We start from the raw sequence: 25,585 nt of genomic DNA, 5'->3' as shown, positions 1-25,585 counted from the left end.
CCCCGCTTAAAGTGACAATCGTTTTCATGTAGGGTTCCGGCATGTCCTCCATACGCCGCCGTGCGCTGCCCCTCGCAGCGGCCACCGCCACGCTCGCCCTGACCGTCACGGCCTGCGGAGGCGGTGGTGCCGGCTCGGCGGCGGGAGCGGGCGACGGCAGGCTGCGGGTCGCGCTCGCCTTCCCTCCCGTGCAGGCCATGTCCCCGCACGGCGACGACGCCGTGACCCTCAGCCGGCTCGCGGTCGTCGAAGGGCTGACCGCGCTCGGCAGGAACGGAGAAGCGCTGCCCGCGCTGGCCACCGAGTGGAAGCAGGACGGCAACAAGGCCTGGACGTTCACCCTCCGCAAGGCCGTCTTCCAGGACGGCAGGCCCGTGGACGCCGAGTCCGTCGTGCGCTCCCTGACCGCCGCCCAGAAGGCGTCGCCCAAGCCCCGCGTGCTCAGCGACACCGACATCGCCGCCACGGCCGACGGCCCCCGGCGCGTCCGCGTCACCACGAAGAACGCCGACCCGCTGCTGCCCCAGCGCCTGGCCAACCCCTCGCTGGCGATCCTCTCGGCGGGCGCGTACCAGGGCGGCAAGGTCAACCCCGCCGGGCACGCCACCGGCCCGTACACCCTCGGCAAGCTCAACGGAGCCGTCAGCGCCACCCTGACCAGGAACGATTCCTACTGGGGCACCAAGGCCCAAACGCCCGGCATCGACGTCACGTTCGTCGCCGACGGCAAGGCGCGCGCCAACGCCCTGCGCGCCGGACAGACCGACATCGCCGAGTCCGTACCCGTCTCACAGGCTTCCCTGCTCACGAAGGGCCAGGCCCGCGAGGTACCGACCGCGCGCACCAACAGCCTCTACCTGAACACCCGCAAGGGTGCCTTCGCCGACGCCGGACTGCGGGCCTCCGTACGTACCGCCATCGACAGCAGGACGCTGGCCGAGGGCGTGTACGAGGGCCGGGCCGACACCGCACAGGGCCTGTTCGGTCCCGGCGTCGCCTGGGCGGCAGGGCAGCGGGTGCCGGTCCAGGGGCGGGCCGCGGCAGCCCCGAAGGAGAAGGCCGCGCAGGCCGGCGAGATCGTCCTCGCCACCTACACCAACCGGCCCGAGCTGCCGGAGGTCGCCAGCACCGTCCAGCAGCAGCTGGAGAAGGCGGGCTTCACGGTCCGTCAGGTCGTACGGGACTACGCGCAGATGGAGGCGGACGCGCTGGGCGGCAAGTTCGACGCGTTCCTCCTGCCGCGCAACACCCTGCTCGACACCGGTGACCCCTCCTCCTACCTGACCAGCGACTTCACCTGCGCCGGCACCTTCAACATCGCCCAGCTCTGCGACAAGAAGGTGGACGCGGCGGTCGCCGGCACGGTCGGCGCGGTGGACACCAAGGCGCGGCAGAGCGCCGAGATGCGGGCCGAAGCGGCGATCCTGGCAACCGACGCGGTGATTCCGCTGGTCCACGAACGATTCGTGCAAGGGGTCGCCCAGGGCGTCGACGGCGTGTCGCTCGACCCGATGGAGCGAACGCTGATCACCGCCGCCACCCGCATCGGATGAGGCCGGGAGGTTTCGCGGGCAGGGCCGCCGCCTTCGCCACCGTGGCCCTGGCCGTGGCGCTGCTGCCCTGGCTGACCAGGACGGACCCCGCCCTGACGATCCTGCACGCGCGCTACGCCGACCGGCCGCCGACACCGCAGACGCTCGCCGCCATCCGCGCCGAGACCGGCCTCGACGGCGGCCCGCTGCACGTGCTCGGCGGCTGGCTCGGCGGGGTGCTGCGCGGCGACTTCGGAACGTCATGGGTGTCAGGTGCGGCGGTGGGCCCCGACGTGCTCGCCGCACTCGGGGTGTCGCTGACGCTCATGGGCTGCTCCCTGCTGGTAGCCGTGGTGCTCGCGGGACTGCTGTGCCTGCGCACGCTGCGGCTCGGGGCGCGGCGACAACTCGTACGGGCCAGGGCGGGGGTGCCGGCGGCCTCGGTGGCCGCACTGCCGGAATTCCTGATCGCGGCGGTCCTGGCGACGGTGTTCGCGGTGCAGCTGGGATGGTTCCCGGCGATCGGGTGGGGGACCTTCGCAGCCGTCGTGCTGCCCGCCCTGGCCATGGGAATCCCGGCCGGGGCGCTGCTCGGGCGGCTGGTCGACGACGCGCTGCCGGCAGCGTTCGCCGAGCCCTGGGCGAAGTCCGCCGCGGCCGGCGGGATCCCGGGTACGCGCGTGGCGCGGCACGCCCTGCGCCGGACACTGCCCGGGGTACTGCCGCAGTTCGGGTTCGTGGTGGTCGGGGTGACCGGCGGCGCCGTCGCGGTCGAGACACTGTTCGCCGTCCCCGGCCTCGGCGGCACCGCGCTGTCCGCCGCGCTGGCCCAGGACCTGCCGGTGCTTCAGGCATCCGTACTGGTACTGCTCGTCCTCGGGGTAATCGCGGGGCTCCTGGTGCGGGCCACGGGACGGACGCTGCTCGGGCCCGCGCTGAGCGACCGTGCGCTGCCCGCACTGGTCGCGCCACGGCTGACGGCGGGCCGGACGGTGCGGTGGACGGCCGTACTGCTGACGGTGGTGTGCGTCGGCGTCGTCGTGGCGGGCCTGCTGCGGGACCCGTACGCGGTCGACGTGGCAGCCAGACTGTCCGGCCCCGGCCCCGCCCACCCGCTGGGCACCGACTCGCTCGGGCGCGACACCCTGGCCCGCCTCGGCCACGGAGCCGGACGGACGGTCCTGACGGCGGTGGTGGTGTCCGCGGTGACGCTGGTACTGGGGATTCTCGTGGGACTGCTGCCCGGGGGAGCGGCCGGAGGCTTCACCGAGATGGTGAACGCCCTGCCCGCGATCGTCGCCGGCCTGCTCGTGGCGGGCGTCGCCGGACCCGGTGCCGCGGCCGCCGCGATCGCCGTGACGGCGGTGGCCTGGGCCCCGCTCGCCGCCCACACCCACGCACTGTACGAACAGGAACGAGCAGCTCCGCACGTCGCCGCGGCCGCCTCGCTGGGCGCGGGACCGGCCTGGGTACTGAGACGGCACGTGCTGCCGGAAGTACTGCCCGCAGTGGTGCGCCACGCGGTACTGCGCGTCCCCGCCCTCGCCCTGGCCCTCGCCTCCCTGAGCTTCCTGGGCCTCGGCGCGGCCCCGCCGGCCCCGGAGTGGGGCCGGATGCTCGCCGAGAACATGCCCTACGCCGAACGAGCCCCCTGGGCGGTCCTTGCCCCGGCGGCAGCACTGGTGGCCCTGGCGGTGACCGCCGTGCTGTGGTCCACCACAGCAGGCGGCCGCCGCCGCCGACTGTCCACAGCTGTGGACGAGAAAGCGGACCGGACGGAGGTACGGGTGTGAACGGGGCGACGAAGGGAGCGGGCAGGGACGGCACCGCCCCCGGTACGGGTACAGGCCATGCGTGCACAGGCACGGGTGACACCCCCCGCGCGTACGACAAGGCACCGGAGCACAGCTCTCCCCGAGCCGGCACCACCCCCTCCCGCTGGACCGCACTCGCCGAGGTCCGCGCGCTGCCCCCGTACCTCCGGCTCCTCGTCGGCACTCAGCTCGCCTTCAACGTCGGGTTCTTCGCCGTACTGCCCTACCTCGCCCAGCACCTCGGCGGCGCACTCGGCATGGCCGGGTGGGTGGTGGGGTTCGTGCTGGGGTTGCGGACCTTCAGCCAGCAAGGGCTGTTCGTCGTCGGGGGAGCGCTCACCGACCGGTTCGGGCCACGGCCCGTGGTGCTCGTGGGGTGTGTGCTGCGGATCGCCGGGTTCGTCTGGCTGGCGTTCGCCGGGAGCACCGGCACGGTCGTCGGCGCCGTACTGCTGATCGGGTTCGCGGCAGCGCTCTTCTCACCGGCCGTGGAGTCGGAGACGGCCAGGGAGGCCGTCCGGTTCGAAACCGCGACGGGCACACCCCGGACCCAGGTACTGGCCGTGTTCTCGGCGGCCGGACAGGCCGGGGCGTTCGTCGGGCCGCTGCTCGGGTCGCTGCTGCTGGTGATCGGGTTCCGGGCCGCCTGCCTCGCCGGGGCCCTGGTCTTCGTGGCCGTCACTCTCGGGCACTGGCGGCTGATGCCCGTACGGAAGAAGGCACCGGCGGGGGAGCACCGGCGCGGAGGGGCGCGGGCGCTGATGCGCAGCCCCGGATTCGCCGTCGTGTGCCTGGCGTACAGCTGCTACCTCGTCTCCTACAACCAGCTCTACCTCTCGCTGCCCGCCGAGGTGGAACGGGCAACCAGCTCCCAGGCCGCCCTCGGCTGGCTGTTCGCCCTGTCCTCGCTGCTCGTGGTGTGCGTACAGCTGCCTCTCACCCGGTGGGCCGGGCGGCGCCTCGGACTGCGGACCGCGCTGACGGGCGGCCTGCTGCTGGTGGCGCTGGGGTTCGCCGCGGTGGCCGCCACCGCACCGCTCCAGCTGCGCGGGCCCGCCGGTCTGGTGCCGGGCGCCGTGCTCGTCGTACTGCTCACTCTCGGGCAGATGCTGCTGGTGCCCGCGGCCAGGGCCCTCGTACCGGACCTGGTGGACGACCGGCACCTCGGCCTGGCCATGGGAGCGCTGTCGTCGGTGTCCGGGGTGCTCGTCCTGGCCGGCAGCTCGGCGACCGGGGCGCTGCTCGACGGTGGGGGTGTGCTCCTGTGGAGTGTTCTTGCCGCCGTACCTCTCGCGGGGGCACTTCTCGGGCGGTGCCTGCGCGTCGGCGGGGACGCGACGGGATAGACGTAGGAGGGACCGCGGAATCTCCTCCGGAAGGACGAAGTCCATGTCTGCCACCCCCGACGACCGCTCCGCCACCCCCAGCGACGACCTCAAGGCCCTCCTCGACTCCCCCGTCTTCATCAACGTCGCCACCATCCAGCCCGACGGCAGCCCCCAGGTTTCCCCGGTTTGGGTGAAGCGCGACGGCGACGATGTGCTGTTCTCCACCACCCTCGGCCGCCGCAAGGAGAAGAACCTGCGGCGCGACCCCCGCGTCACCGTGCTGGTCCAGCCCTCCGACGCCCCGTACAGCTACGCCGAGATCCGCGGCACCGCCGAGCTCACCACCGAGGGCGGCCAGGAACTGATCGACGAACTGTCGGTGAAGTACACCGGCAAGAAGTACGCCGAGTTCAACCCGGCCTCCGCCCACGACGCCCCCCGCGTCGTGGTCCGGGTCCGCGCCCGCAAGATCGTCGGCAGCATCTGAGGTTCCGGCCGGCCCCGGACGCCCCTCCCCTCTGCACGCCCGGTCCCCGCCCCGCGCATCCCGCCGCGCGGCGGGGACGGTGACCGGCCGGGAGGCGGCGGGAACCGGGGCGGCGACCAGGGCTGGAACCGGGCCGGTAACCCGGGTGGGAACCGTCCCGGGGACCGGCCCGCGCCGCCCGAAACACTCAGTACCCTTGTGGCGTGACTATTCGCCTGTACGACACCAGCGCCCGGCAGACGCGTGACTTCACCCCGCTCGTCCCGGGCTGTGTCTCGATCTACCTGTGTGGCGCGACCGTGCAGGCAGCACCGCACATCGGGCACATCAGGTCGGGACTCAACTTCGACATCATGCAGCGGTGGTTCACCCACCGCGGCTACGACGTGACCTTCATCCGCAACGTCACCGACATCGACGACAAGATCATCACGAAGTCGGCCGAGCAGGGCCGCCCGTGGTGGTCCATCGGATACGAGAACGAGCGCGTCTTCAACGACGGCTACACCGCCCTCGGCTGCCTGCCGCCCACCTACGAGCCCCGCGCCACCGGCCACATCACCGAGATGGTCGAGATGATGCAGGGCCTCATCGCGCGCGGCCACGCCTACGAGGCCGACGGCAGCGTCTACTTCGACGTCCGCTCCTACGACGGCTACCTGGCACTCTCCAACCAGGAGCTCGACGGCCTGCGCCAGCCCGCCGAAGAAGGCATCACCGGCAAGCGCGACCCCCGCGACTTCGCCATGTGGAAGGCCGTCAAGCCCGGCGAGCCCAGCTGGGAGTCCCCGTGGGGCCGCGGCCGCCCCGGCTGGCACCTGGAGTGCTCCGCCATGGCGCACAAGTACCTCGGCAGCGCCTTCGACATCCACGGCGGCGGCATCGACCTGATCTTCCCGCACCACGAGAACGAGATCGCCCAGGCCAAGGCGTACGGCGACGACTTCGCCAACTTCTGGGTGCACAACCACTGGGTCACCATGGCCGACGAGAAGATGTCGAAATCCCTCGGCAACTCCGTCCTCGTCAGCGAGATGCTCAAGACCTGGCGCCCCATCGTGCTGCGCTACTACCTCGGCACCCCGCACTACCGCTCCGCCATCGAGTACAGCGAGGAGGCCCTGCGCGAAGCGGAGTCAGCCTTCGCCCGCATCGAGGGCTTCGTACAGCGCGTGGTCGAGAAGGCGGGACCCGTCGAGCCCGCCGCCGAAGTACCGCCCGCCTTCGCCGACGCCATGGACGACGACCTCGGCGTCCCGCAGGCCCTCGCGATCATCCACACCACCGTCCGGCAGGGGAACTCCGCCCTCGCCGCAGACGACAAGGAAGCCGCGGTGGCCAGGCTCGCCGAGGTCCGTGCGATGCTCGGGGTACTGGGTCTCGACCCGCTCGACCCGCACTGGGCCGGCGAGTCGGACCGCGGCGAAGACCTGCACGGCGTCGTCGACACCCTCGTACGCCTCGTACTCGACCAGCGTCAGTCCGCGCGAGAGCGCAAGGACTGGGCGGCGGCCGACGCCATCCGCGACCAGCTCCAGCAGTCCGGACTGGTCATCGAGGACAGCCCGTCCGGACCGAGGTGGACGCTCGGGCCCCGCTAGGGGCTTGAGCGCCGGGCCTTCCACGGGCCTTCCGATGTGCCGCCCGGGACCCCGGGCGGCACACTTCATTTACGCAACGAGACGATCTGCATCACCATGTGGATCGCCGGATCCACAGGAAACAGGTAGTCATGGCCGGCAACAGCCAACGCAGGAACCGACGCACGTCCAACAAGAAGGGCATGCAGGTCGGCAGCGGCGGACAGCGCCGCAAGGGCCTCGAAGGCAGGGGCCCGACCCCGAAGGCCGAGGACCGCAAGAAGCACAAGGCGAACCGCCTCGCCACCGTCAAGGCCAAGCACGCCCAGGCGCGCCGCCCCGCCCCGCGCCGCGGCGGCGTCAAGGGCACCTCCGAGATGGTCGTCGGCCGCAACCCGGTCTACGAGGCCCTGCGCGACGGCGTCCCCGCCATCACCCTCTACGTGCAGCAGTACATCGACAACGACGAGCGGGTCCGCGAGATCCTCCAGCTCGCCGGCGAGCGCGGCAAGATCAACCTGATGGAGGCCCCGCGCCCCGAGCTGGACCGGATGACCAACGGCCTCAACCACCAGGGCGTCGTCCTCCAGGTCCCGCCGTACGAGTACGCCCACCCGCAGGACCTGCTGGACGGCGCGTACGACAACCACGAGACCCCGATGATCGTCGCGCTCGACGGCGTCACGGACCCGCGCAACCTCGGCGCCATCATCCGCTCCGTGAACGCCTTCGGCGGCCACGGCGTGGTCGTGCCCGAGCGGCGTGCGGCCGGCATGACCGCCGGCGCGTGGAAGTCCTCGGCCGGCACCGCCGCCCGCACCCCCGTCTCGCGCGTCACCAACCTCACCCGCGCGCTGGAGGAGTACAAGAAGGCCGGCGTCACCGTCGTCGGCCTGGCCGCCGACGGCGAGCACAAGGTCGAGGACCTGGAGCAGCTCGGCGGTCCTGTCGTCATCGTCATCGGCGGCGAGGGCAAGGGCCTGGGCCGGCTCGTCGGCGAGACCTGCGACTACCGCGTCCGCATCTCGATGCCGGGCGGCGCCGAGTCGCTGAACGCCGGCGTCGCGGCGGGCATCGTCCTGTACGAGACGGCGCGCCGCAGGAAGTAACCGGCACGGACGGGACGGCGCGTCGCAGGAAGTAACCGGCGGCACGGACGAGACGGCGCGTCGCAGGAAGTAACCGGTGGCACGGACGAGACGGCGCGCCGCAGGAAGTAACCGGTGGCACGGACGAGACGGCGCGCCGCGGGAAGTAACCGGCGGCACGGACGAGACGGCGCGCCGCAGGAAGCAGCCACGCGGCTTCACTTCCGCACCAAAGGGCCCCGGACACGAACCGGGGCCCTTTTCGTCCACCTGCGTTGACCTGCACGGTCGGGAAGAACATGCCGATTTGACGGGTCTCGGACAGATCGACGCCGTCAAGGCAGTGTCCTAACCACACATCACTCGGTTAGATGAGTGTGGACACCAGAACACCCGGGTTCGACGATCAGCCCGCACTGAGCATGGTCAAGGTGCCCTGCGACCCGGCGCAGGTCATCGTCAACCACGCCAGTTTCCGCGTGCAGCTCGCCCCCAGCGCCGGGGGGCGCCCCAGCGGCCCCGGCCGCCCGGGGGGGGACCCCGAGGTTAAGGGGCGGGGGGGGGGCGGGGCGGCCCCCCCCCCCACCCCGGGACCGTCAGGCGTCGATGATGACGGGGATGATCAGCGGCTTGCGGCGGTAGGTCCTGAACGCCCAGTTCCCGACGGCGCGGGCGATGAGCTGTTCCAGCTGGTGGGCGTCGCCGACGCCTTCCTCGGCCGCGGTCGCCAGGGTCTTCTCGATCACGGGGATCACCGACGCGAAGGTGGTCTCGTCGTGGACGAAGCCGCGGGCCAGGAAGTCCGGGGCCTCGGCGAGCGCGCCGGTGTTGGCGTCGACGATGGCGACCACGGTGACCACGCCCTCCTCTGCGAGGGTGACGCGGTCTTTCAGGGACGCCTCGTTGGCGCCGCCGACGGTCATTCCGTCCACGTACACGTAGCCCGCGGGCACCTTGCCGGTGATGCGGGCGCGCCCGCCGACGAGGTCGACGACGACGCCGTCCTCGGCGATGACCACGTTCTCCGGGTCGACCCCGGTGCGGATGGCCAGATCGGCGTTGGCCCGCATGTGCTTCCACTCGCCGTGGACGGGCAGCACGTTGCGGGGCTTGACGATGTTGTAGCAGTAGACGAGTTCACCGGCGCTGGCGTGCCCGGAGACGTGCACCTTGGCGTTGCCCTTGTGGACGACGTTCGCACCCCAGCGGGTGAGGCCGTTGATGACGCGGTAGATGGCGTTCTCGTTGCCGGGGATGAGGGAGCTGGCGAGCAGGACGGTGTCGCCCTTGCCGATCCGGATCACATGGTCGCGGTTGGCCATCCGCGACAGGGCGGCCATCGGCTCGCCCTGGGAGCCCGTGCAGACCAGGGCGATCTTGTTCTCCGGCAGCTTCTCCAGCTCCTGGAGGCTCACCACCAGGCCGGCCGGCACCTTGAGGTAGCCCAGCTCGCGTGCGATGCCCATGTTGCGGACCATCGAGCGGCCGACGAAGGCGACCTTGCGGCCGTTCTCGTGCGCGGCGTCCAGCACCTGCTGGATGCGGTGCACGTGGCTGGCGAAGCTGGAGACGATGACCCGGCGCGGGGCGGTCCGCATGACCTGCTCGATCGCCGGGTTCAGCTCCCGCTCGGAGGTGGTGAAGCCGGGGACCTCGGCGTTGGTGGAGTCGGTCAGGAAGAGGTCGACGCCCTCCTCGCCGAGCCGGGCGAAGGCCCGCAGGTCGGTGATCCGCTCGTCCAGCGGGAACTGGTCCATCTTGAAGTCGCCGGTGTGCAGGACCAGGCCCGCACCGGTGCGGATCGCGACCGCGAGCCCGTCGGGGATGGAGTGGTTGACCGCCACGAACTCGCACTCGAAGGGCCCGAACGAACGCCGCTCGCCCTCGCGCACCCGCACGGCCTGCGGGCGGATGCGGTGCTCCTTCAGCTTGGCGTCGAGGAACGCCAGGGTCAGCTTCGAGCCGACGACCGGAATGTCGCGCCGCTCGCGCAGCAGGTAGGGCACGCCGCCGATGTGGTCCTCGTGGCCGTGGGTGAGGACGATGGCCACGATGTCGTCGAGGCGGTCCCTGATGGAGGTGAAGTCGGGCAGGATCACGTCCACGCCCGGCTGGTTCTCCTCGGGGAACAGGACGCCGCAGTCGACGACGAGCAGCTTGCCGCCGTACTCGAAGACGGTCATGTTGCGGCCGATCTCGCCCAGACCGCCCAGGGCGACGATCCTCAGCCCTCCCTTGGGGAGCGGCGGGGCAGGCTTCAGCTCGGGGTGCGGATGACTCATACCGTGAAACTACCGGAGAGGTGCGGTGTCCGAGTGTACGGGGCGGCCGTCGGGGCCCTGCGTCGGCGCAGGACTCCGCCCGCTTCCCACCCCGCCGCCGCACCCGGCGGCCAAATGTACCCGCCGGGGATGCGAAGCTGGACCGGTGAACACCGCATACGAGGAACACCGCCCGGGAACCGATCCGAAGAGCCGGGAAGGGGTCGCCGCGGAGGCCGCCCGGCGGCGGACCTTCGCGGTGATCAGCCACCCGGACGCGGGCAAGTCGACACTGACGGAGGCCCTGGCCCTGCACGCGCGGGCGATCACGTCGGCGGGCGCCGTGCACGGCAAGTCCGGCAGGCGCGGGGTGGCCTCGGACTGGATGGACATCGAGAAGGCCCGCGGCATCTCGGTGACCTCGGCAGTGCTCCAGTTCGCCTACCGCGACTGCGTCCTCAACCTCCTGGACACCCCCGGTCACGCCGACTTCTCCGAGGACACCTACCGCGTCCTGGCCGCGGTGGACTGCGCGGTGATGCTCATCGACGCCGCCAAGGGCCTGGAGGAGCAGACCCGCAAGCTCTTCGACGTCTGCCGCCACCGCGGCATACCGGTCATCACCTTCATCAACAAGTGGGACCGTCCGGGGCGCGAGGCGCTGGAGCTGCTGGACGAGATCGAGCGCGAGTTCCGGCTCAAGCCGACCCCCGTGACCTGGCCCGTCGGCACCGCCGGGCACCTGCGCGGCCTGGTCGACGCACGCGACCCCGGCCACATGCTCCGCTACACCCGCACCCCCGGCGGCACGCACGCGGCCACCGAGGAGCAGATCCCCGCGGCCCGCGCCGCCGAGGAGGAGGGCGCCGACTGGGAGCAGGCGGCCGACGAGCTGGAACTGCTCCAGGCGGACGACGCGGTGTACGACCGCGAGTCGTTCCTGGCGGGCCGCTCCACCCCGGTGTTCTTCGGCGCCGGAGTCTCCAACATCGGCGTACGGCTCCTGCTCGACGCCGTCGTCGACCTGGCGCCCCCGCCCGCCGCGCGGGAGCTGGAGGGCGGCGGCACCCGGCCGGTGGACGCGCCGTTCTCCGGTCTGGTGTTCAAGGTGCAGGCCAACATGGACCGTGCGCACCGCGACCGGATCGCGTTCCTGCGGGTGTGCTCCGGCGTCTTCGAACGCGGTGCGACCGTCACCCGGGCCACCTCCGGCAAGCCGTTCGCCACCAAGTACGCGCACAGCGTCTTCGGGCAGGACCGTTCGATGGTGGACATCGCCTATCCCGGCGACGTGGTCGGCGTGGGCAACGCCACCGCCCTGCGCGTCGGCGACACCCTGTACGACGGTCCGGCGGCGCTGTTCCCGCCGATGCCGACCTTCGCCCCCGAGCACTTCGCGGTCGTCCGCCCCATCGACCTCTCCCGCTCGAAGCAGTTCCGCAAGGGCATCGCCCAGCTGGACGAGGAAGGCGTGGTGCAGGTCCTGGTCTCCGACACCCGGGGCGACGCGTCACCGGTGCTGGCAGCGGTGGGCCCGATGCAGTTCGACGTGGTGCAGGCCCGGATGTCGGGCGAGTTCTCCACCCCCGTACACCTGGAGATGCTGCCGTACCGCATCGCACGGGCCACCGACCCGGCGGGGGCCGAGGCGCTCAACGTCTCCAGCCGCGTCACCGGCGAGGCCCTGACCCGCGTCCGGGACAAGGCACTGCTCGCCCTGTTCCCCGACAAGTGGCAGGCCGGGGCCTTCGAGCGGGCCTTCCCCGACGCCCGCCTCGACCCGCTCCTGGCCGCACACGAATAGCCGCCTTCCGGGGGCGGACCCGCCCCCGGAAGCGCACCGCCTGCCGGATGCCCCGCCCGGCTACCTCCCCGAGGTGCCGCTGCGGTCCGTCTCGGCCTGACGGCCCGTCAGAAGCTGTGCGGCCGACACCTTTTGCAGATGTACGACGATGTCGTGCGAGCGGGACAGCGCGATCGGGAACTCCGCACCCGGCCCCGGGAACGCCGCGGCGACGCTCCTGGTGGTACGGGGCGTGGCCAGCCAGCTCCGGGCCGGGGCGGGCACGTCGCGCAGGTCCACGACGTAGTCGCGGTGGCGCACTTTGTCCAGGGTGTGCTCGTTGCTGCCGGGCTTCGCGGAGCCCAGGGTGAAGGTCCGCACCTTCTCCTCGGCGTCGGCGGCGCGGAACGAGCCCCGGTCGAAGGTGGTGCCGATGCTCAGGTAGTCCTTGCCCAGCCGGTCGCGCAGGAAGGCGCCCTGGATCTTGGGGTACATCTGCGGCGAGTGGCTGTACAGGCCGACGTGCCCGTTGTGCGCCGACAGCAGCACCTTGTCGCCGGTCCGCCGCTGCCACCAGGCCACGTTGTCCGCCATCACCTGGTCGCGGTAGCGCATGGCCGCCGGGCCCTGCGCCGGGTCGTCCATGTCGAAGGAGTACCCCCGGGCCGTCTGGTCGAGGGCGGTGGCGTGCTGCACGGCCCAGTCGTACGCCTCGCGCGCCTTTTCGCCCGCGCCCTCCGCCGGCTTCTGCTGCTTCAGCAGGGCCAGCGCGCTCGCGGTCCGCCCGGCGATCGACTGCCGTACGGACGGCGGCTGTTCCATGTACTTCCCGGTGTGCTCGGCCGCCGGGGTGGTGGGCCGCAGGCCGCGGTAGAGCTCGGTGAAGCGCGGCAGCAGCGACGGGTGGTGCGCGGCCACGTACGAGGTCACCCGGTCGTAGAGCTGGGGGCCCGAGTAGCCGAAGTCGTTGCCGGTGAACTGCACCGGGTCCTTCGGGTGCTGCTGGTTGTACGCACGCATCCAGCGCAGCAGCTCGCGGTAGTCGGGGTTGTTCCACCAGGAGTAGAGGCCCTGGAACTCCTCGTTCATGATGCTCCGCAGGTCGCCCTTCCCGTGCAGCACGTAGTCGTTGAGCCGCAGCCCGGCGCCCCAGCTCGCCTCCAGCGAGAAGCTGCGGAAGCCCTTTTCCTCCACGAGGTAACGGAAGACCCGGTGCTTCAGCGCGAAGAACTCGTGCGAACCGTGGGTGGCTTCGCCCAGCCCCACCACCCGCGCATCGCGCACCATGCGCCCCAGCGGACGCAGGTCGTCGAGGCTGCCGGCCGGGCTGGTGGTACGCAGCGGGTGCGCGCCGCGCTCCAGGGCGGATATCACCTGGGAAAGGGAGGGTGTTGCGGGTGTGGCCGACGACGAGGCCGAGGGGGGCGGCGAGAGGGGCTGTGCCGAGGAAACGGGAGCGGCGGCGGCCACCGTACCGAGGGCAATGAGGAGGGCTACAGCGGCTGTTGACCTGTGATTCTTCATGCCCCCAGCCTGTCCGGTGGTACGGAAGCGGACCATCCGGTCACCACCCCTGGTGGGGGTGGGACTACCCCTACCGCCGAGCGCGGGAGCGGGTCATGCTGGGGGCGGTGTGACGGTGGGGGCAGAGGAGCCGCGGGGGGGAGACGGGATGACCGACGAGGCGCGCACGCGGATCGAGGAGTGCCGGGCACGGGTCGAGCGGTGCCGGAGGAGGGCCGGAGGTGACCCCGGCCCGCAGCTCGCCGACCTGGGGGAGAGCCTGTTCGAGCTCGCCGAGCTGCTGACCGAACAGCCGGAGCTGCACCAGGAGTTGGACGGCGTACTGGGCGAGGCCGCCGAGGTGTACCGGCGGCTCGCCGGAACAGGGGAGCGGTCGTGGCTGCCGGGGCTGGCGCTGGCGGTGGACCAGCGGGCCCGGGTGGTGGGGCTGCTGGGGCGCAGGGCCGAGGCGCGGGAGCTCGCTGAGGAGGGCGTGCGACTGTTCCAGGACCTGGCGGACGGCGATCCGGCCCTCTTCCTGTCCACGCTGGCGGGCGCTCTGGCCAACCTCGGCAACCAGCTCGCGGAACTCGGCCTGCACGACGAGGCGTTGCGGAGGATCCGGGAATCCGTGGCGGCGTGCCGGCGCCTCGTCGCCCGTGATCCGGCCGAGGGAGAGCCCGAACTGGCATCAGCGCTCGTGGAGTTGGGGGTCATGCTGGGGGAGATGGGGCGCCACGAGGAGGCGGCCGACGCGCTGCGCGACGCGACCGACCGCTACCGCGGACTCACGGCCGCGGGCCTCACCGCCGACTCCCCGGCCGAGCGCTGGGTCGCCCCCTTCGCCCTGGCCCGGGAGCTGGCCCAGCTGGGCCGTGCCGACGAAGCCCGGTCCTACCTCGACGAAGCGACCGTGGCCCACCGCCAACTCGTGCGTAGCTCACCGCAGTTCCTGGCCTTCCTGGTCGACATGGCCGGGCGGCACGGCTTCACGATCACCGAGGACGGCCGGATCGAGCGGTCCGCTCCCGAGGGCCGTGCCCGGCCCGCGGCCGTCGACCCCGCCGTCCTCTCCCGCATCCAGCAGCTCAACGACCAGGCCCTGCGCCTCTCCGCGAGCGGCAGCCACGACCTCGCCGTCAGCACCGCCCGCGACGCCGTGGAACTCGCCCGGCAGGCTGCCCGTACGACGCCCGGCATGACGCTCGCCCTGGCGCGCTGCCTGCACAACCTGAGCCTCGCACTCTCCTGGAACGGCCGGCAGTCCGAGGCCCTCGCCGCCGCCGACGAAGCCGTCCACCTGTGCCGGCGCACGCTTGCCGCCGCCCCGCACCTGGTGCGTCCCCTGCTCGCGGACGCGCTCGACACCCTCGGGGGCAAGCTGTCCGCCCTCGGGCGCCCGGCGGACGCGCTGGCCGCCGCACAGGAGTGCGTGGCGCTCCGCCGCCAACTCGCCCACGCCGACCCGACCGAACAACTTTCCTCCCTCGCAAGGGTGTTGAACAACCTCAGCATCCGGCTCACCGACAACGGCCGGCATGAGGATTCACTGACCGCGGTGCGGGAAGTGGTCGCCATCTACCGTGGGCTGCGCGCGGAGGCCGCGGACCGGACGGCGGGAACCGTACGGGCGGACGGCGCGGCCGACCCCGACCCGCACCTGCCGGGGTTCCTCCACGCCCTGACCAACCTCGCGCTCCGGCTGGCCAGGGTCGGCCGGGACCAAGAGGTGCTCGCGCCGGCCCTGGAGGCCGTCGACCTGCTGCCCGACCTGACCGCCTTCCCTCCGGGCAACGACATCCCCGGCCTCCTGGAAACCCTGACCTGGCTGGGTGACCACCTCGCCCGGCATGGACACCGCAGTGAGGGCCGCACCGTCCTGCGGGCAGCGAAGGACCTCCGGCGCCGGGCGCGGTGAGCGGGCGGGGCCGGACTGATTTTGTGTTCAGCGGGGGAATGGCGGCGCGTCAGCAAATGCAATGTCGTGCATATTGCGACAATTCGCCCGCACATCGACGTGCAGTCCCGCGCGGCACACAGGCGCGGCCGGCCCGCACATCGACGTGCAGCCCCGCGCGCCACACAGGCGCGGCTGAACAGTGCGAGGAGTGGTGAGACAGGTGCGAACGGTTCTTGCAGGACGGGGCTCCCCCCGTATCAGGTCGGCGGGCGCCTGCTGGCTGGCCGCCGGCGCGGTGTTCCTGCCCCTGGCGGCGCCCGCCGCGGCGAGCGCCCCACCGGGCCGTACGCCCGAGACGCGGGTGGCGGCCGTCGCCGCCGACCCCCTGCCCGGCGGGCTCGGCCCCTGTGTGCCGGGCACCTGCCCCGACCCGTTCCCGCCGATCAACAACGGGACGACCGCGGGCTACGACAACGCCATCAACGTCTTCGCGGGCGGCGACTTCCGGGTCCGCGGCAAGGCCGCCGAGGCCGAGGGGCGGGTCGTCGTACTCGGCTCGTTCGCCATGGACAAGGACGCCGGGGGCAGCCAGATCTACAACGTGGGGGTCGCGGGCGTCGGCTCGCGGGTCTCGCCGCCCAAGGGCTCCGACTACCTCACCACCGGCGGCTCCGTCACCATCGCCGCAGGTCAGCGCCTGCTCGCCGAGGACGGTGTGGTCCGGCATGCGGGCCCGCTCACCGGCACCGTCGTCGGCACCGCGACCCTCGACCCGGCCGCCGCCACCCCGTACGCCGCGCTGCGCGGGCAGCTCTCCGACGCCAGCCAGTGCTACGCCGACGGAGACACCGGTACGCGCCCGGCCACCGGCACCGCCGTCAACCAGGGCGGGCAGACCCTCTTCACCGGCGACGGCACCTCGGCCCTCCAGGTCTTCAACGTCGACTTCGACCTCACCGGCGCAAACGGCGGCCAGCAGGGCATCGTGCTTGCGAACATCCCCGCCGGGGCGACCGTCCTGGTCAACGTCCTCGGGGCGAACCGCACGGTCAACACCTACAGCGGGGGCATCGACGACGCCACGGACCCGCTGAACAAGCTCCGCGACCGGCTGCTGTGGAACTTCCCCGACGCCGCCACTGTCGACTTCAAGGGGACCGGCCAGTTCCAGGGCAGTGTCCTCATCGGCAACCAGGCCTCCGAGACGACCGTGACCCTGCCCGGGATCAACGGGCGCTTCTTCAGCACCGGTTCGATCACCCACCGGAGCGCGGCGTCCGGCGGTGGCGGGCAGGAGTTCCACGCGTACCCCTTCAACGGCGATCTGCCCGGCTGCGGCCGGCCGGCACCGGTGGAAGGCCCGCTGAAGGTCGTCAAGAAGGACGCCGCCACGGGCGCGGTGCTGGCAGGCGCCGTCTTCCAGCTCTGGCGCGAGACCAACGGCACCCCCGGTCTCCAGACCACCGGCGCGCGCCCCGACCGGCGCCAGGGCGCACCGTGCACCACCGACGCGCGGGGCGAATGCCGTACGACGTCCGAGGTCGGCCACTCCTACTACTGGCAGGAGACCAAGGCCCCGGCCGGCTACGACCTGCCGAACCCCAGCGTCTTCGGCCCCTATGCGCTCACCGAGGCCCGCCGGGTGGACGGCGTCACCGTGACCGTCCGCGACTCGAAGACGGTCCAGCCGGACGTACGGGGCCGGATCCAGGTGCGCAAGGTGGACGCCCGCACCGGACAGGGCCTCGCCCGCGCCGTCGTCGAACTCTGGCAGGAGAACGGCCGCAGGCCCGGCCTGCAGACCTCGGGCCCCGACCGCGACCGCGAGATCGGCTCGGGCTGCGCCACCGACGCCCAGGGGCGTTGCGACTTCGGCGGCCTGCGGCTCGGTTCGTACTACGTCAGGGAGACTGTCGCCCCGGAGGGCTACCGGCTGCCGGCCAACCCCGTGTCCGGCCCGCACGCCGTGACCAAGGACAACGCGTCCCGTGGCGTCGTCGTACGGATGACCAACGAGCAGCAGATCAAGCCGAAGGGCTGACCGAACAGGGGGGAAGGGGGTGGCCGGTCGGGTGACCACCTCCTTCCCCGCCGCTCCCCAGTGGAAAGGCCCACCGGTCCTGCCACCGCGTACCGTCCCAGACGACCAGGTGGACGGTACGGAACAGGCGGGTCAGCGGGAGTGAAGGGGCGAGCTCGGCCCGCAGGGTGTCGAACCCGGCATCCTGCGCGGCCGGACCCTCGTGATGGGCGAGTGTCAGGTGCGGGGCGGGCGGCGGGTCGAAGACGCCCCGGTACGGTACGGCCTCGGGCCAGCGCCGGGTGAGGTCCTTGGTGAGGGCCAGGACCGGGGCGTGCGGCCACGGATCGAGGCAGAGCACGCCCGGGTGGCGTTGGAATTCCGCGAAGGTCAGGGTGAAGGCGTCGTGGGCGGCGAGGAGCCCGGCCAGCTCACGCCGGAACGCGCCGTCGACGCGGCTCTCGTGCACGAAGGGGTAGAGCACCGACACATGCGCCGGAAACCCGGTGCGCACCAGGTGATCGGCCTCGGGGACCTTGAGGCTGAGCGCCGTGTCCCCCGGTACGTCCGGCCAGCCGTCCGCCATTCCCCCACCCTTCCGCGCCGCCGGCGGCGGCCCGTGTCCGCCGCCCCACCGCGCGCCATGCTCGCATCCGGGCCCGCGGGCGGCGGCTGCGGGGGGACACTCGGAAACCCATGACCGATATCTCACGACTAGTCATATGAATCAGCTAATGTCCGTGATTCCGGATGTGCGGAATGCAAGGAGACGGCCGTGTTCGCTGAAGTCCAGCTGCTGATGGCGGAAACGCTGCGGATCCCGGCAGCCGACATCCATCCCCAGGGATCGCTGGACGACCTGGAGCTGGATTCGCTCGCCAGGGCGGAACTCTGCGTCGTCCTGGAGAACAAGTACGGCGGCGAGGTGAACGGCGACCAGCTCGCCCGGGCCAGGACCGTCGACGAGTTGGTGAAACTCGTCGAGGCGGGGCTCCGCCGGTGAACCACGGGGCCGGGCCGAGGAACGGAGCCGGGGCGAGGCGCGGGTCGATGAACGGGGCCGGGGCGAGGCGCGGGTCGAGGTCCGGGGCCGGGGCGAGGGCCGGGGCCGGGAGGGGCGCGGGTGTGGTCGTCACCGGCCTGGGAATGGTGTCCCCGGCAGGCGTCGGGGTGACGGCCGGCTGGGAGGCGATCTGCCGGGGGCTGGGCACCGGGAGACGGGAGCACGACCCGGGCGACGGCTCGGGGCTCACGGCCGAGCCGCACGTGGGCGACGGATCCCGTGCGGCCCCGCCCACCGGCCCCCTCGCGGCGGACGCACCCGCACCCGGCTCCCCCTCCCGGCGGCCGCGCGCCTATGTGACCTGCCGGGTGCCCGGGTTCGACGCCGACGCGCTGCTGGGGGCCCAGCGGGCGCACCGGCTGGAGAGGTTCAGCCAGTTCGCACTGGTCGCCGCCATGGAGGCGCTCGCCGACGCCGGGCTCGACACAGGCGACTGGGACGGCACCCGGGTCGGCGTGGTCATCGGCAACTCGATGGGCGGGGTCCCCGCGTACTCGCTCGCCCACCGGACCCTCGACAGCACGGGCCCGCACTCCGTCTCGGCGCTGCTGCTGCCGCAGTTCCTGTCGAACATGGTCGCCGGGCAGGTCGCCATCGCCTTCGGCGCGACCGGGCCCTGCCTGGTGGTCAATACCGCCTGCGCCTCGGGCGCCACCGCCATCGGCACCGCCCGCGACCTGCTGCTCTCGGGGCGCTGCGACATCGTCGTCACCGGCGGGACCGAGGCCGCGCTGACGCCCGTGGTGCTGTCCGGCTTCGCCCAGCTCGGGGCACTCGCCGCGGCCGGAGGCGAACCGGCCGCCGCCTCCCGGCCGTTCGACACCGCGCGCGACGGCTTCGTGATCGCCGAGGGTGCGGGCATCCTCGTCCTGGAGCGCGAGGAGCACGCCCGCGCCCGCCGTGCCCGCGTCCACGCCCGGCTGGCCGGTTACGGTGCCGCCGCCGACGCCCACCACCCGGTCGCCCCGCACCCCGAGGGAGCCGGTCTCGCGGCGGCGATCCGCGCGGCGCTCGCCGACGCCGGACTCGGCGCCTCGGACGTGGATCACGTCAACGCGCACGCCACCGGCACCCCCCGGGGCGACGAGGTCGAGGCCGCCACCCTCGCCCGGCTCCTGCCGCACCGGCCGCTGGTCACCTCAGTCAAGGGCGTGACCGGCCACACCCTGGGCGCGGCAGGCGCCATCGAAGCGGTGTGCTCGGTGCTGTCCGTCGCCCGCGGCACGGTCCCGCCCACCGCCAACCTCGGTACGGCGGACCCCGGCAACGAGCTCGACATCGCCCGCAGTGTCGTACGGCGGAAGGTGGACGTGGCCCTCACCACCTCCGTCGGTTTCGGCGGACAGAACGCGGCCCTGGCGGTGACCGCACCGTGAACGGCGCCCGGCCGGTCCGCCGGTACCCGCGCCCGGGAACGTCCCGTCCCGGCACGGCCCGGTCGGTCCACGCCCGCCTGCGCCGGATCAGACCGCGTGCCGCCGCCCGGGGACTGCGGCTGCTGGGGGTGTACGCCGCCGGGTTCGAGGTGCCCGCGCTGGTGGCGGCACTGCGCGGGCGGACCTCCGGCGCGGGGGAGTGCGAACAGTTGCTGACGCGGCTCACGCACCGGCTGTTCACGGACGGGTTCCGGCGGGCCGGGCTCCGCCTGGACACCTCCGACGGGCTGCCGCTGCCCCCGGCGGACCGGCCGGTGGTGATGTTCGTGCGGCACTCGGGGCCGCTCAACTTCCACCTCGTGGCGATGCTCGTCTGCCGCACCCTGGAACGCAGCATGCTCAGCGTGGGGCGTTCGCTGCCCGGCCGGGACCCGGCCGTCGGGATCCTCGTCCGTCCCCTGAAGGTGGAGCTGATCCCCTGGGCGGACAGCGGCCCCGTCCGGGCCATGCGGCTGCTGATCCGGCACTCCCGCGGCCTGACGCCGCGCGAGGTCCTCGCTTACTTCCCCGAGGGCGTGAACATGACGGCCGCCGGACGCCGCCGCAGACTCGCCGAACTGGCCCGCACCGACCCCGAACGGGCCCGCTGGGCAACAGGGTTGCGGTACGTCCTGCCCCCGGTGCCGGCGGGCGCGGCGCGGGTGCTGGCGGAGGCCGGGGACGCCGATGTCCTCGTCGTCGGGCACACCGGCCTGGAGGACCTCCTCGGCGGCGCCGTCGACCCGGGCTATCCGCCGCGCGCCGACCGGCGGGACCACCGGGTCCACCTGACGTGGTGGTACTCGCACGCCGCCGACGTACCCCGTGAGCCGGCGGCCGCCGCCGCGTGGCTCGACGCGCGGTGGGCGGAGATGGACGAGTGGATCGCCACCAAGCGGGGTGCGGGGGAGACCAGTTGGTCCCGGTGCGGCGAGCCCGGGGCCTTCCGCACAGGCAGTGCACCGGCCCCGCCGTCGCGTTCCACCGCACCGTAATCCCGAAACCTCACCCCGTGGGAGCCGCCCGTCATGACCGACCAGCCCCACCCCACCCCGCATCACCCGGCCGAAGGCGCCACCGACGCCGCCGGGCCGCCGCCCTCCCGTGTCGCCTTCGTGCTGGGCGGGGGTGGTGCACTCGGCGGCTACCAGGCCGGGATGGTGCGCGCCCTGTTCGAGCGCGGCATCACTCCCCAGCTGGTCATCGGCACCTCCATCGGCTCCGTGCAGGGCGCCATGGTCGCCCGGAACCCCACCGCTTCCGTCTGCGAGGAGATGGAGGGCTTCTGGCGGGACTTCGTCTCCAGCAAGGCCATGCGGCTCAACGGGCGCAGCGTCCTCAACGCCCTCCTCCTGCGGCCGGCCCTCAACACCCACGACGCCGTCCGCAGGCTCCTCACCGACCACCTCGGCGCCACCACCCGCATCGAGGACCTCGCCGTCCCCTACCAGGCCACCGCTGCCTCCGTCGAGCGGGCCACCGTCCGCTACTTCGACTCGGGACCGCTGCTCCCCGCAGTCCTGGCGTCCGCCGCGATCCCGGGGCTCTGGCCGCCGGTCCGGATCGGCGGGGAGCACTACGTCGACGGCGGCGTCGTCGAGTCCGTGCCGATCACCCGTGCCATCCGCAGTGGTGCGACGACCGTGTACGTGCTGCGGATGCGCCAGAAGGAGCGGGCGCTCAAGCCGGCCCGCTTCCCCTGGCAGGTCGCCGCCGGCGTCCTTGAGCTGTCCCGCCGCCACCACCTCCACCAGGCCCTGAACTGCAGGCCGGACGGGGTGACCGTGCACGTCCTGCCCAGTGGCGAGGACCTGATGGAGCCACCGGACAACGGGCTGCGGACCTCCCCGCGCGAGGAGCTCGCCACCATCCACGCGCGCGTGGAGAGCGGGTACCGGGCGACCGTCCGCTACCTCGACGGCCACACCGAGCGCCGGCCGGCCGGCCCGCGCCGCAGCACCCCCGCCCCCACCCCTCCCTCGCCGAGACCGCTGACCCCCTTCGTGCGGGACAAGCTCCGCGCGCACTTCGACATCTTCGCGGCGGACGGCGGCTCCGCCGTCGGGGCCGAGGACTTCCGCCGCACCGCCCGGCGGATCGCGGACGCCTTCGGGCTGCCGGAAGGCAGCGCGCGTGCGGACCGGCTGGACGAGGCGTTCGGTACGTACTGGCGGAATCTGGCTGGTACGGATACGGAGTCGGAGACGATGCCAGGGGTGGGGGCAGGAGCAGCGGCAGGGGCGGGCGCGGTGACGCTGGACCGGGAGGCGTTCGGCGAGGCGCTGGCCGCGCTCGTCACCGGCCCCGCCGCGTACACCCGGCACCTGCTGCCCGTCGTCACGGCGATCCTGGGCGCCGCCGACCACGACAACGACGGCTTCCTCAACCCCTCCGAGACCCGCCGTCTGCTGCACGCCCTCGGCGTCGCGGAAGCGGACAGTGTCCGGGTGGCCGGGCGGCTGGACACCAACGGCGACGGCGTCACCAGCCTCGACGAACTCGGCGAGGCGTTCCACGACTACTTCACCAGCAGCGAACCGGGCTGCGTGGGCAACCTGCTGTTCGGAAGCACGGCGCCCGGCGGAAGGGCGGGCGGCACGTGAGCCGGGGGAGGGCTGGCGGCACGTGAGCCGGGGAGGGCAGGCGGCACGGAAGCCGGGGGCGGGCGGTACAGAAACCGGGGCAGCGCGCGACGCGGCCGACCCTGAGCGCGGTGCCGTCGGGCCCGCCGCGAACCCCCGGCCGTCCCCGGCCGTCCACGTCGTGCGCCTATAGTCCTGGTCGGCACCGCGACCCCGCGTGCCGCTCCGTCGAAACGACCCCCGGGACAGGTACACGGCATGCCCGCCACCGACAGCTCCACCCCGCCCGCCGCCGTCCACCGCCCCGGACGCCCGGCGGACCTCCCGCCCGCCGAAATCCTGTGGGCCCGCTGGGCGGTGCTCGCCACGCTGCTCGCCACCTCGGCGCGCGAGCGGACCTCCGAGGCGCACCGGACCGGCTTCTGGCTGGCTTCCGACGGGGACGACTGCCTCCGCTTCGACGATGCGGGCTGCTCCTGGTGGGCGCTGCGCAGGGCACCGGGCGGACGTTGCGTGCTGTACGGCGAGGACGAGTCGAGCCAGGTCAAATGGCATGCCGACAAGATCGACGTGCTCGCGGGCGGCCCCGAGTGGCTGCCGGTGCAAGAGCTGCGCGACCTGATCGCCTCGTACGAGATCGGCTGCGTCTACTGGTACGAGAACGGCACCTGGGCCCGCGCGCCCTACCCGGACGACCTCCAGGACGACGGCCTGGACTGCGGCATGAGCCGGCTCATCAGCGTCGAAGAGGCCGCCCGGGAGGTGGAGCCCTGGCTGGGCGAGGAGCCGCCCGGCCCCGATGTCGTGCTCACCACCGCGCGTTGGGCACGGCTGCTCAGCGAAGCTGCCGACGGCACCCTGACCGAGGAGACCCTGCGCGGCTACCTCTCCGGCGCGGGGCGCGCCGAGGCGGAGATCCCGCTCGCGGTGGAAGTAGCCCGCAGGGCCGGGCTCCTCGGCGGATGAGGGGCAGCGGATCGTGAACAGGTCGCCGGGGGACAGCGGGAGCATCGGCCCCGACAGCCCCGACAGCCCCGACAGCCCCGACAGCCCCGACAGCCCCGACAGCCCCGACAGCCCCGACAGCCCCGCAGGTCCAGGCAGCTCCGGCAGCCCCGCAGGCCCAGGCAGCTCCGACAGCCCCGACAGCCCCCCAGGTCCAGGCAGCTCCGACAGCCCCGACCGCAGCAGCGACAACGCCGCCGGAACTCCGGCCGCTCAGCAGCGGCCCGAAGGGGCCACGGGTGAGCTGCGGCGGCATCTGGGCGTGGCCGACGCGGTGGTCATCGGCCTCGGCTCGATGATCGGCGCCGGCATCTTCGCCGCACTCGCCCCGGCCGCCGGGGCTGCCGGGTCCGGGCTGCTGATCGCTCTCGGGATCGCAGCCGTCGTCGCCTACTGCAACGCCACCTCCTCCGCCAGGCTCGCCGCCCGCCACCCGGCCTCCGGCGGTACGTACGTCTACGGGAGCAGGCAACTCGGCCCGTTCTGGGGGTACTTGGCGGGCTGGTCGTTCGTCGTCGGCAAGACCGCCTCCTGTGCGGCGATGGCGCTGACCGTCGGTACGTACGTCTGGCCGAGCCAGGCGCATGCCGTCGCGGTCGGCGCCGTGGTGGCGCTGACCGCCGTCAACTACGCCGGAATCCAGAAGGCCGTATGGCTCACCCGGGCGATCGTCGCCGTCGTGCTCGCGGTTCTCGCCACCGTCGTCGTCGCCTGTCTGAGCAGCGGGGACGCCCAGGCGACCCGGTTGGAATGGGGCACCGACGCCAGCTGGAGCGGAGTGCTCCAGGCGGCCGGCCTGCTGTTCTTCGCGTTCGCCGGATACGCCCGCATCACCACCCTCGGGGAGGAGGTCCGCGACCCGGCCCGCACCATCCCGCGTGCGGTCCCGCTCGCCCTCGGCATCACGCTGTTCGTCTACGTGGCGGTGGCCGTGGCAGTCCTCGCGGTGCTGGGCCCCGAACGCCTGGCGCACTCGGCCGCACCGCTGACGGAAGCGGCGCAAGCCGTCGGCGCCGACACCCTGGCCCCCGTGGTCCGCGCGGGAGCCGCGGTCGCCGCTCTCGGCTCGCTGCTCGCCCTGATCCTCGGCGTCTCCCGCACCACCCTCGCGATGGCCCGCGACCGCCACCTGCCGCACCAACTGGCCGCCGTGCACCCCCGTTTCCAGGTCCCGCACCGGGCCGAGCTCGCCGTGGGCGCGGTCGTCGCGGTGCTCGCCGCGACGGTGGACGTACGCAGCGCGATCGGCTTCTCGTCCTTCGGCGTGCTCGTCTACTACGCCGTCGCCAACGCCTCGGCCCTCACCCTGACCCGCCCCGAGGGCCGACCGCCGCGCGTGGTCCCGGTACTGGGGCTGGTGGGTTGTCTGACCCTGGCCTTCACCCTGCCGGCCGCGTCGGTGGGCTGGGGCGCGGCAGTGCTGGCACTGGGCGCGGCGCTCTACGGGGCGCGACGGATGCGCCGCTGAGGGGCAGGGGGATGCGCCTGCTTCCGGCTCCGGGCGGGTCGGCATACTGGGGCCGCGCGATCTCCGTCCGGATCGGCGACCGAACCGCCCATCGGCCAACGGCCACCGCACCACCGTAGGAGGAGCCATGTCCGCCACCTTCAAAACCGTCATGGAAGTGCACCCCGACCACCTCGACCAGGCACGGGCCATGGACCGGGTGTTCCAGGAGGCGATCGCCCCGGCGACCGTCAACTTCGACTTCGGGAACATCCGGGAGGCAGCCGCGGCCATCCCCGACAGTGCCGTCGTCAAGCTGGTGCGCGGCTGGGGGCTCCAGGAGACCGCGCCGGTCGCCGTCATGGCCCTGTCGCTCAAGGAAGCCGTACGGCAGGCCCTGCCAAGTGAGTTCGCGGAGGCCTCCTTCTGGGAGACCGTCGAGCGGGAACTCGTCGACGCGTTCACCGGGCTCGGCGCCCAGCGTGGCGGGCCAGGACTCGCGTACTACGAGGAGGGCCCGGACCGCACCAGCTACTACCGCGATCTGTTCTTCGCCCTCCAGGGTGCGGAGACCGGCGGGCACATGTACGCGATCGCCTTCTGCATCGACGTGAGCGTCGGGCTCGGCCGGGAGCGCGCCGACGCGCTGGAGCTCACGGACGTCGCTCCGTACCGGATCCGGCTCAACGCCATCGTCGTACGGCAGGAGTTGCGGCTCGCGGCCTGACGGCCGACCCGGGATCCCGCAGCCCCGTCACACCGGTCCGCCGTCCCGGA

General features: G+C 72.9%; 19 protein-coding genes. 16 read left to right on the top strand and 3 right to left on the bottom strand.

What is annotated here, in order from left to right; translation table 11 throughout:
• Positions 1 to 41 precede the first annotated feature (41 nt).
• From ACFWVV_RS10560 to rlmB, 6 genes are all read left to right on the top strand, one after another.
• A complete protein-coding gene (locus tag ACFWVV_RS10560; RefSeq protein ID WP_384345723.1) occupies positions 42 to 1,553 on the top strand; it encodes an ABC transporter substrate-binding protein in 1,512 nt (503 codons plus the stop codon).
• Entirely contained in the window at positions 1,550 to 3,325 is a 1,776-nt protein-coding gene (locus tag ACFWVV_RS10555; protein WP_384345720.1) for an ABC transporter permease subunit, read from the top strand. The genes ACFWVV_RS10560 and ACFWVV_RS10555 overlap by 4 nt, the downstream gene beginning before the upstream one ends.
• Before the next feature lie 173 nt (positions 3,326 to 3,498).
• Entirely contained in the window at positions 3,499 to 4,692 is a 1,194-nt protein-coding gene (locus tag ACFWVV_RS10550; protein WP_384346037.1) for an MDR family MFS transporter, read from the top strand.
• Positions 4,693 to 4,735: 43 nt separating this feature from the next.
• A complete protein-coding gene (locus ACFWVV_RS10545; RefSeq protein WP_384345718.1) occupies positions 4,736 to 5,161 on the top strand; it encodes a PPOX class F420-dependent oxidoreductase in 426 nt (141 codons plus the stop codon).
• A 203-nt stretch (positions 5,162 to 5,364) separates the two neighbouring features.
• Positions 5,365 to 6,762: a cysteine--tRNA ligase gene (gene cysS, locus ACFWVV_RS10540; RefSeq protein ID WP_384345715.1), complete on the top strand. Its 1,398-nt coding sequence runs from the start codon at positions 5,365 to 5,367 to the stop codon at positions 6,760 to 6,762.
• 131 nt (positions 6,763 to 6,893) lie between these two features.
• The gene (rlmB, locus tag ACFWVV_RS10535; RefSeq protein WP_384345712.1) at positions 6,894 to 7,850 is read left to right on the top strand and encodes a 23S rRNA (guanosine(2251)-2'-O)-methyltransferase RlmB; all 957 of its coding nucleotides are present in this window, start codon (positions 6,894 to 6,896) and stop codon (positions 7,848 to 7,850) included.
• Between the two features lie 575 nt (positions 7,851 to 8,425).
• On the opposite strand, the gene ACFWVV_RS10530 is transcribed toward rlmB, so the two are convergent.
• Entirely contained in the window at positions 8,426 to 10,111 is a 1,686-nt protein-coding gene (locus ACFWVV_RS10530; protein WP_384345383.1) for a ribonuclease J, read from the bottom strand.
• A gap of 145 nt (positions 10,112 to 10,256) precedes the next feature.
• On the opposite strand from ACFWVV_RS10530, the gene ACFWVV_RS10525 reads away from it, so the two are divergent.
• Positions 10,257 to 11,894 carry a peptide chain release factor 3 gene (locus ACFWVV_RS10525; protein ID WP_384345380.1) on the top strand — a complete coding sequence of 546 codons (1,638 nt, stop codon included), beginning with the start codon at positions 10,257 to 10,259 and terminating at the stop codon, positions 11,892 to 11,894.
• Positions 11,895 to 11,954: 60 nt separating this feature from the next.
• Here the strand turns inward: ACFWVV_RS10525 and ACFWVV_RS10520 are convergent, their stop codons facing one another.
• On the bottom strand, positions 11,955 to 13,397 hold the full coding sequence (locus ACFWVV_RS10520) for an erythromycin esterase family protein (RefSeq protein WP_384345377.1): 1,443 nt from the start codon (positions 13,395 to 13,397) through the stop codon (positions 11,955 to 11,957).
• Between the two features lie 148 nt (positions 13,398 to 13,545).
• Between ACFWVV_RS10520 and ACFWVV_RS10515 the strand changes: the two genes are divergently transcribed.
• Together ACFWVV_RS10515 and ACFWVV_RS10510 are read left to right on the top strand one after the other, a co-directional pair.
• Positions 13,546 to 15,294, top strand: coding sequence for a tetratricopeptide repeat protein (locus tag ACFWVV_RS10515; RefSeq protein ID WP_384345374.1), 1,749 nt, complete (start codon positions 13,546 to 13,548; stop codon positions 15,292 to 15,294).
• A gap of 202 nt (positions 15,295 to 15,496) precedes the next feature.
• The gene (locus tag ACFWVV_RS10510) at positions 15,497 to 17,317 is read left to right on the top strand and encodes a choice-of-anchor A family protein (RefSeq protein ID WP_384345371.1); all 1,821 of its coding nucleotides are present in this window, start codon (positions 15,497 to 15,499) and stop codon (positions 17,315 to 17,317) included.
• Here the strand turns inward: ACFWVV_RS10510 and ACFWVV_RS10505 are convergent.
• Positions 17,301 to 17,882: a 2'-5' RNA ligase family protein gene (locus tag ACFWVV_RS10505; RefSeq protein WP_384345368.1), complete on the bottom strand. Its 582-nt coding sequence runs from the start codon at positions 17,880 to 17,882 to the stop codon at positions 17,301 to 17,303. The two genes, ACFWVV_RS10510 and ACFWVV_RS10505, sit on opposite strands and share 17 nt — an antisense overlap.
• 189 nt (positions 17,883 to 18,071) lie before the next feature.
• On the opposite strand from ACFWVV_RS10505, the gene ACFWVV_RS10500 reads away from it, so the two are divergent.
• From ACFWVV_RS10500 to ACFWVV_RS10470, 7 genes are all read left to right on the top strand, one after another.
• Positions 18,072 to 18,299, top strand: coding sequence for an acyl carrier protein (locus tag ACFWVV_RS10500; protein ID WP_384345365.1), 228 nt, complete (start codon positions 18,072 to 18,074; stop codon positions 18,297 to 18,299).
• Positions 18,300 to 18,421: 122 nt separating this feature from the next.
• Positions 18,422 to 19,735, top strand: coding sequence for a beta-ketoacyl-[acyl-carrier-protein] synthase family protein (locus ACFWVV_RS10495; protein WP_384345363.1), 1,314 nt, complete (start codon positions 18,422 to 18,424; stop codon positions 19,733 to 19,735).
• Complete coding sequence (locus tag ACFWVV_RS10490; protein ID WP_384345360.1) at positions 19,732 to 20,769, top strand: hypothetical protein; 1,038 nt, start codon at positions 19,732 to 19,734, stop codon at positions 20,767 to 20,769. The genes ACFWVV_RS10495 and ACFWVV_RS10490 overlap by 4 nt, the downstream gene beginning before the upstream one ends.
• A gap of 33 nt (positions 20,770 to 20,802) precedes the next feature.
• Complete coding sequence (locus tag ACFWVV_RS10485; RefSeq protein WP_384345357.1) at positions 20,803 to 22,377, top strand: patatin-like phospholipase family protein; 1,575 nt, start codon at positions 20,803 to 20,805, stop codon at positions 22,375 to 22,377.
• A 237-nt stretch (positions 22,378 to 22,614) separates the two neighbouring features.
• On the top strand, positions 22,615 to 23,322 hold the full coding sequence (locus tag ACFWVV_RS10480; RefSeq protein ID WP_384345355.1) for a hypothetical protein: 708 nt from the start codon (positions 22,615 to 22,617) through the stop codon (positions 23,320 to 23,322).
• A gap of 283 nt (positions 23,323 to 23,605) precedes the next feature.
• Complete coding sequence (locus ACFWVV_RS10475; protein WP_384345558.1) at positions 23,606 to 24,829, top strand: APC family permease; 1,224 nt, start codon at positions 23,606 to 23,608, stop codon at positions 24,827 to 24,829.
• A gap of 127 nt (positions 24,830 to 24,956) precedes the next feature.
• On the top strand, positions 24,957 to 25,535 hold the full coding sequence (locus tag ACFWVV_RS10470; protein ID WP_384345352.1) for a Type-2Aa cytolytic delta-endotoxin: 579 nt from the start codon (positions 24,957 to 24,959) through the stop codon (positions 25,533 to 25,535).
• Positions 25,536 to 25,585 lie beyond the last annotated feature (50 nt).

Source organism: Streptomyces sp. NPDC058663, assembly GCF_042716745.1.
Classification (GTDB): Bacteria; Actinomycetota; Actinomycetes; order Streptomycetales; family Streptomycetaceae; genus Streptomyces.
The sequence above is the reverse complement of the archived record's forward strand: the minus strand, read 5'-3'. Positions and strand labels throughout refer to the sequence as shown.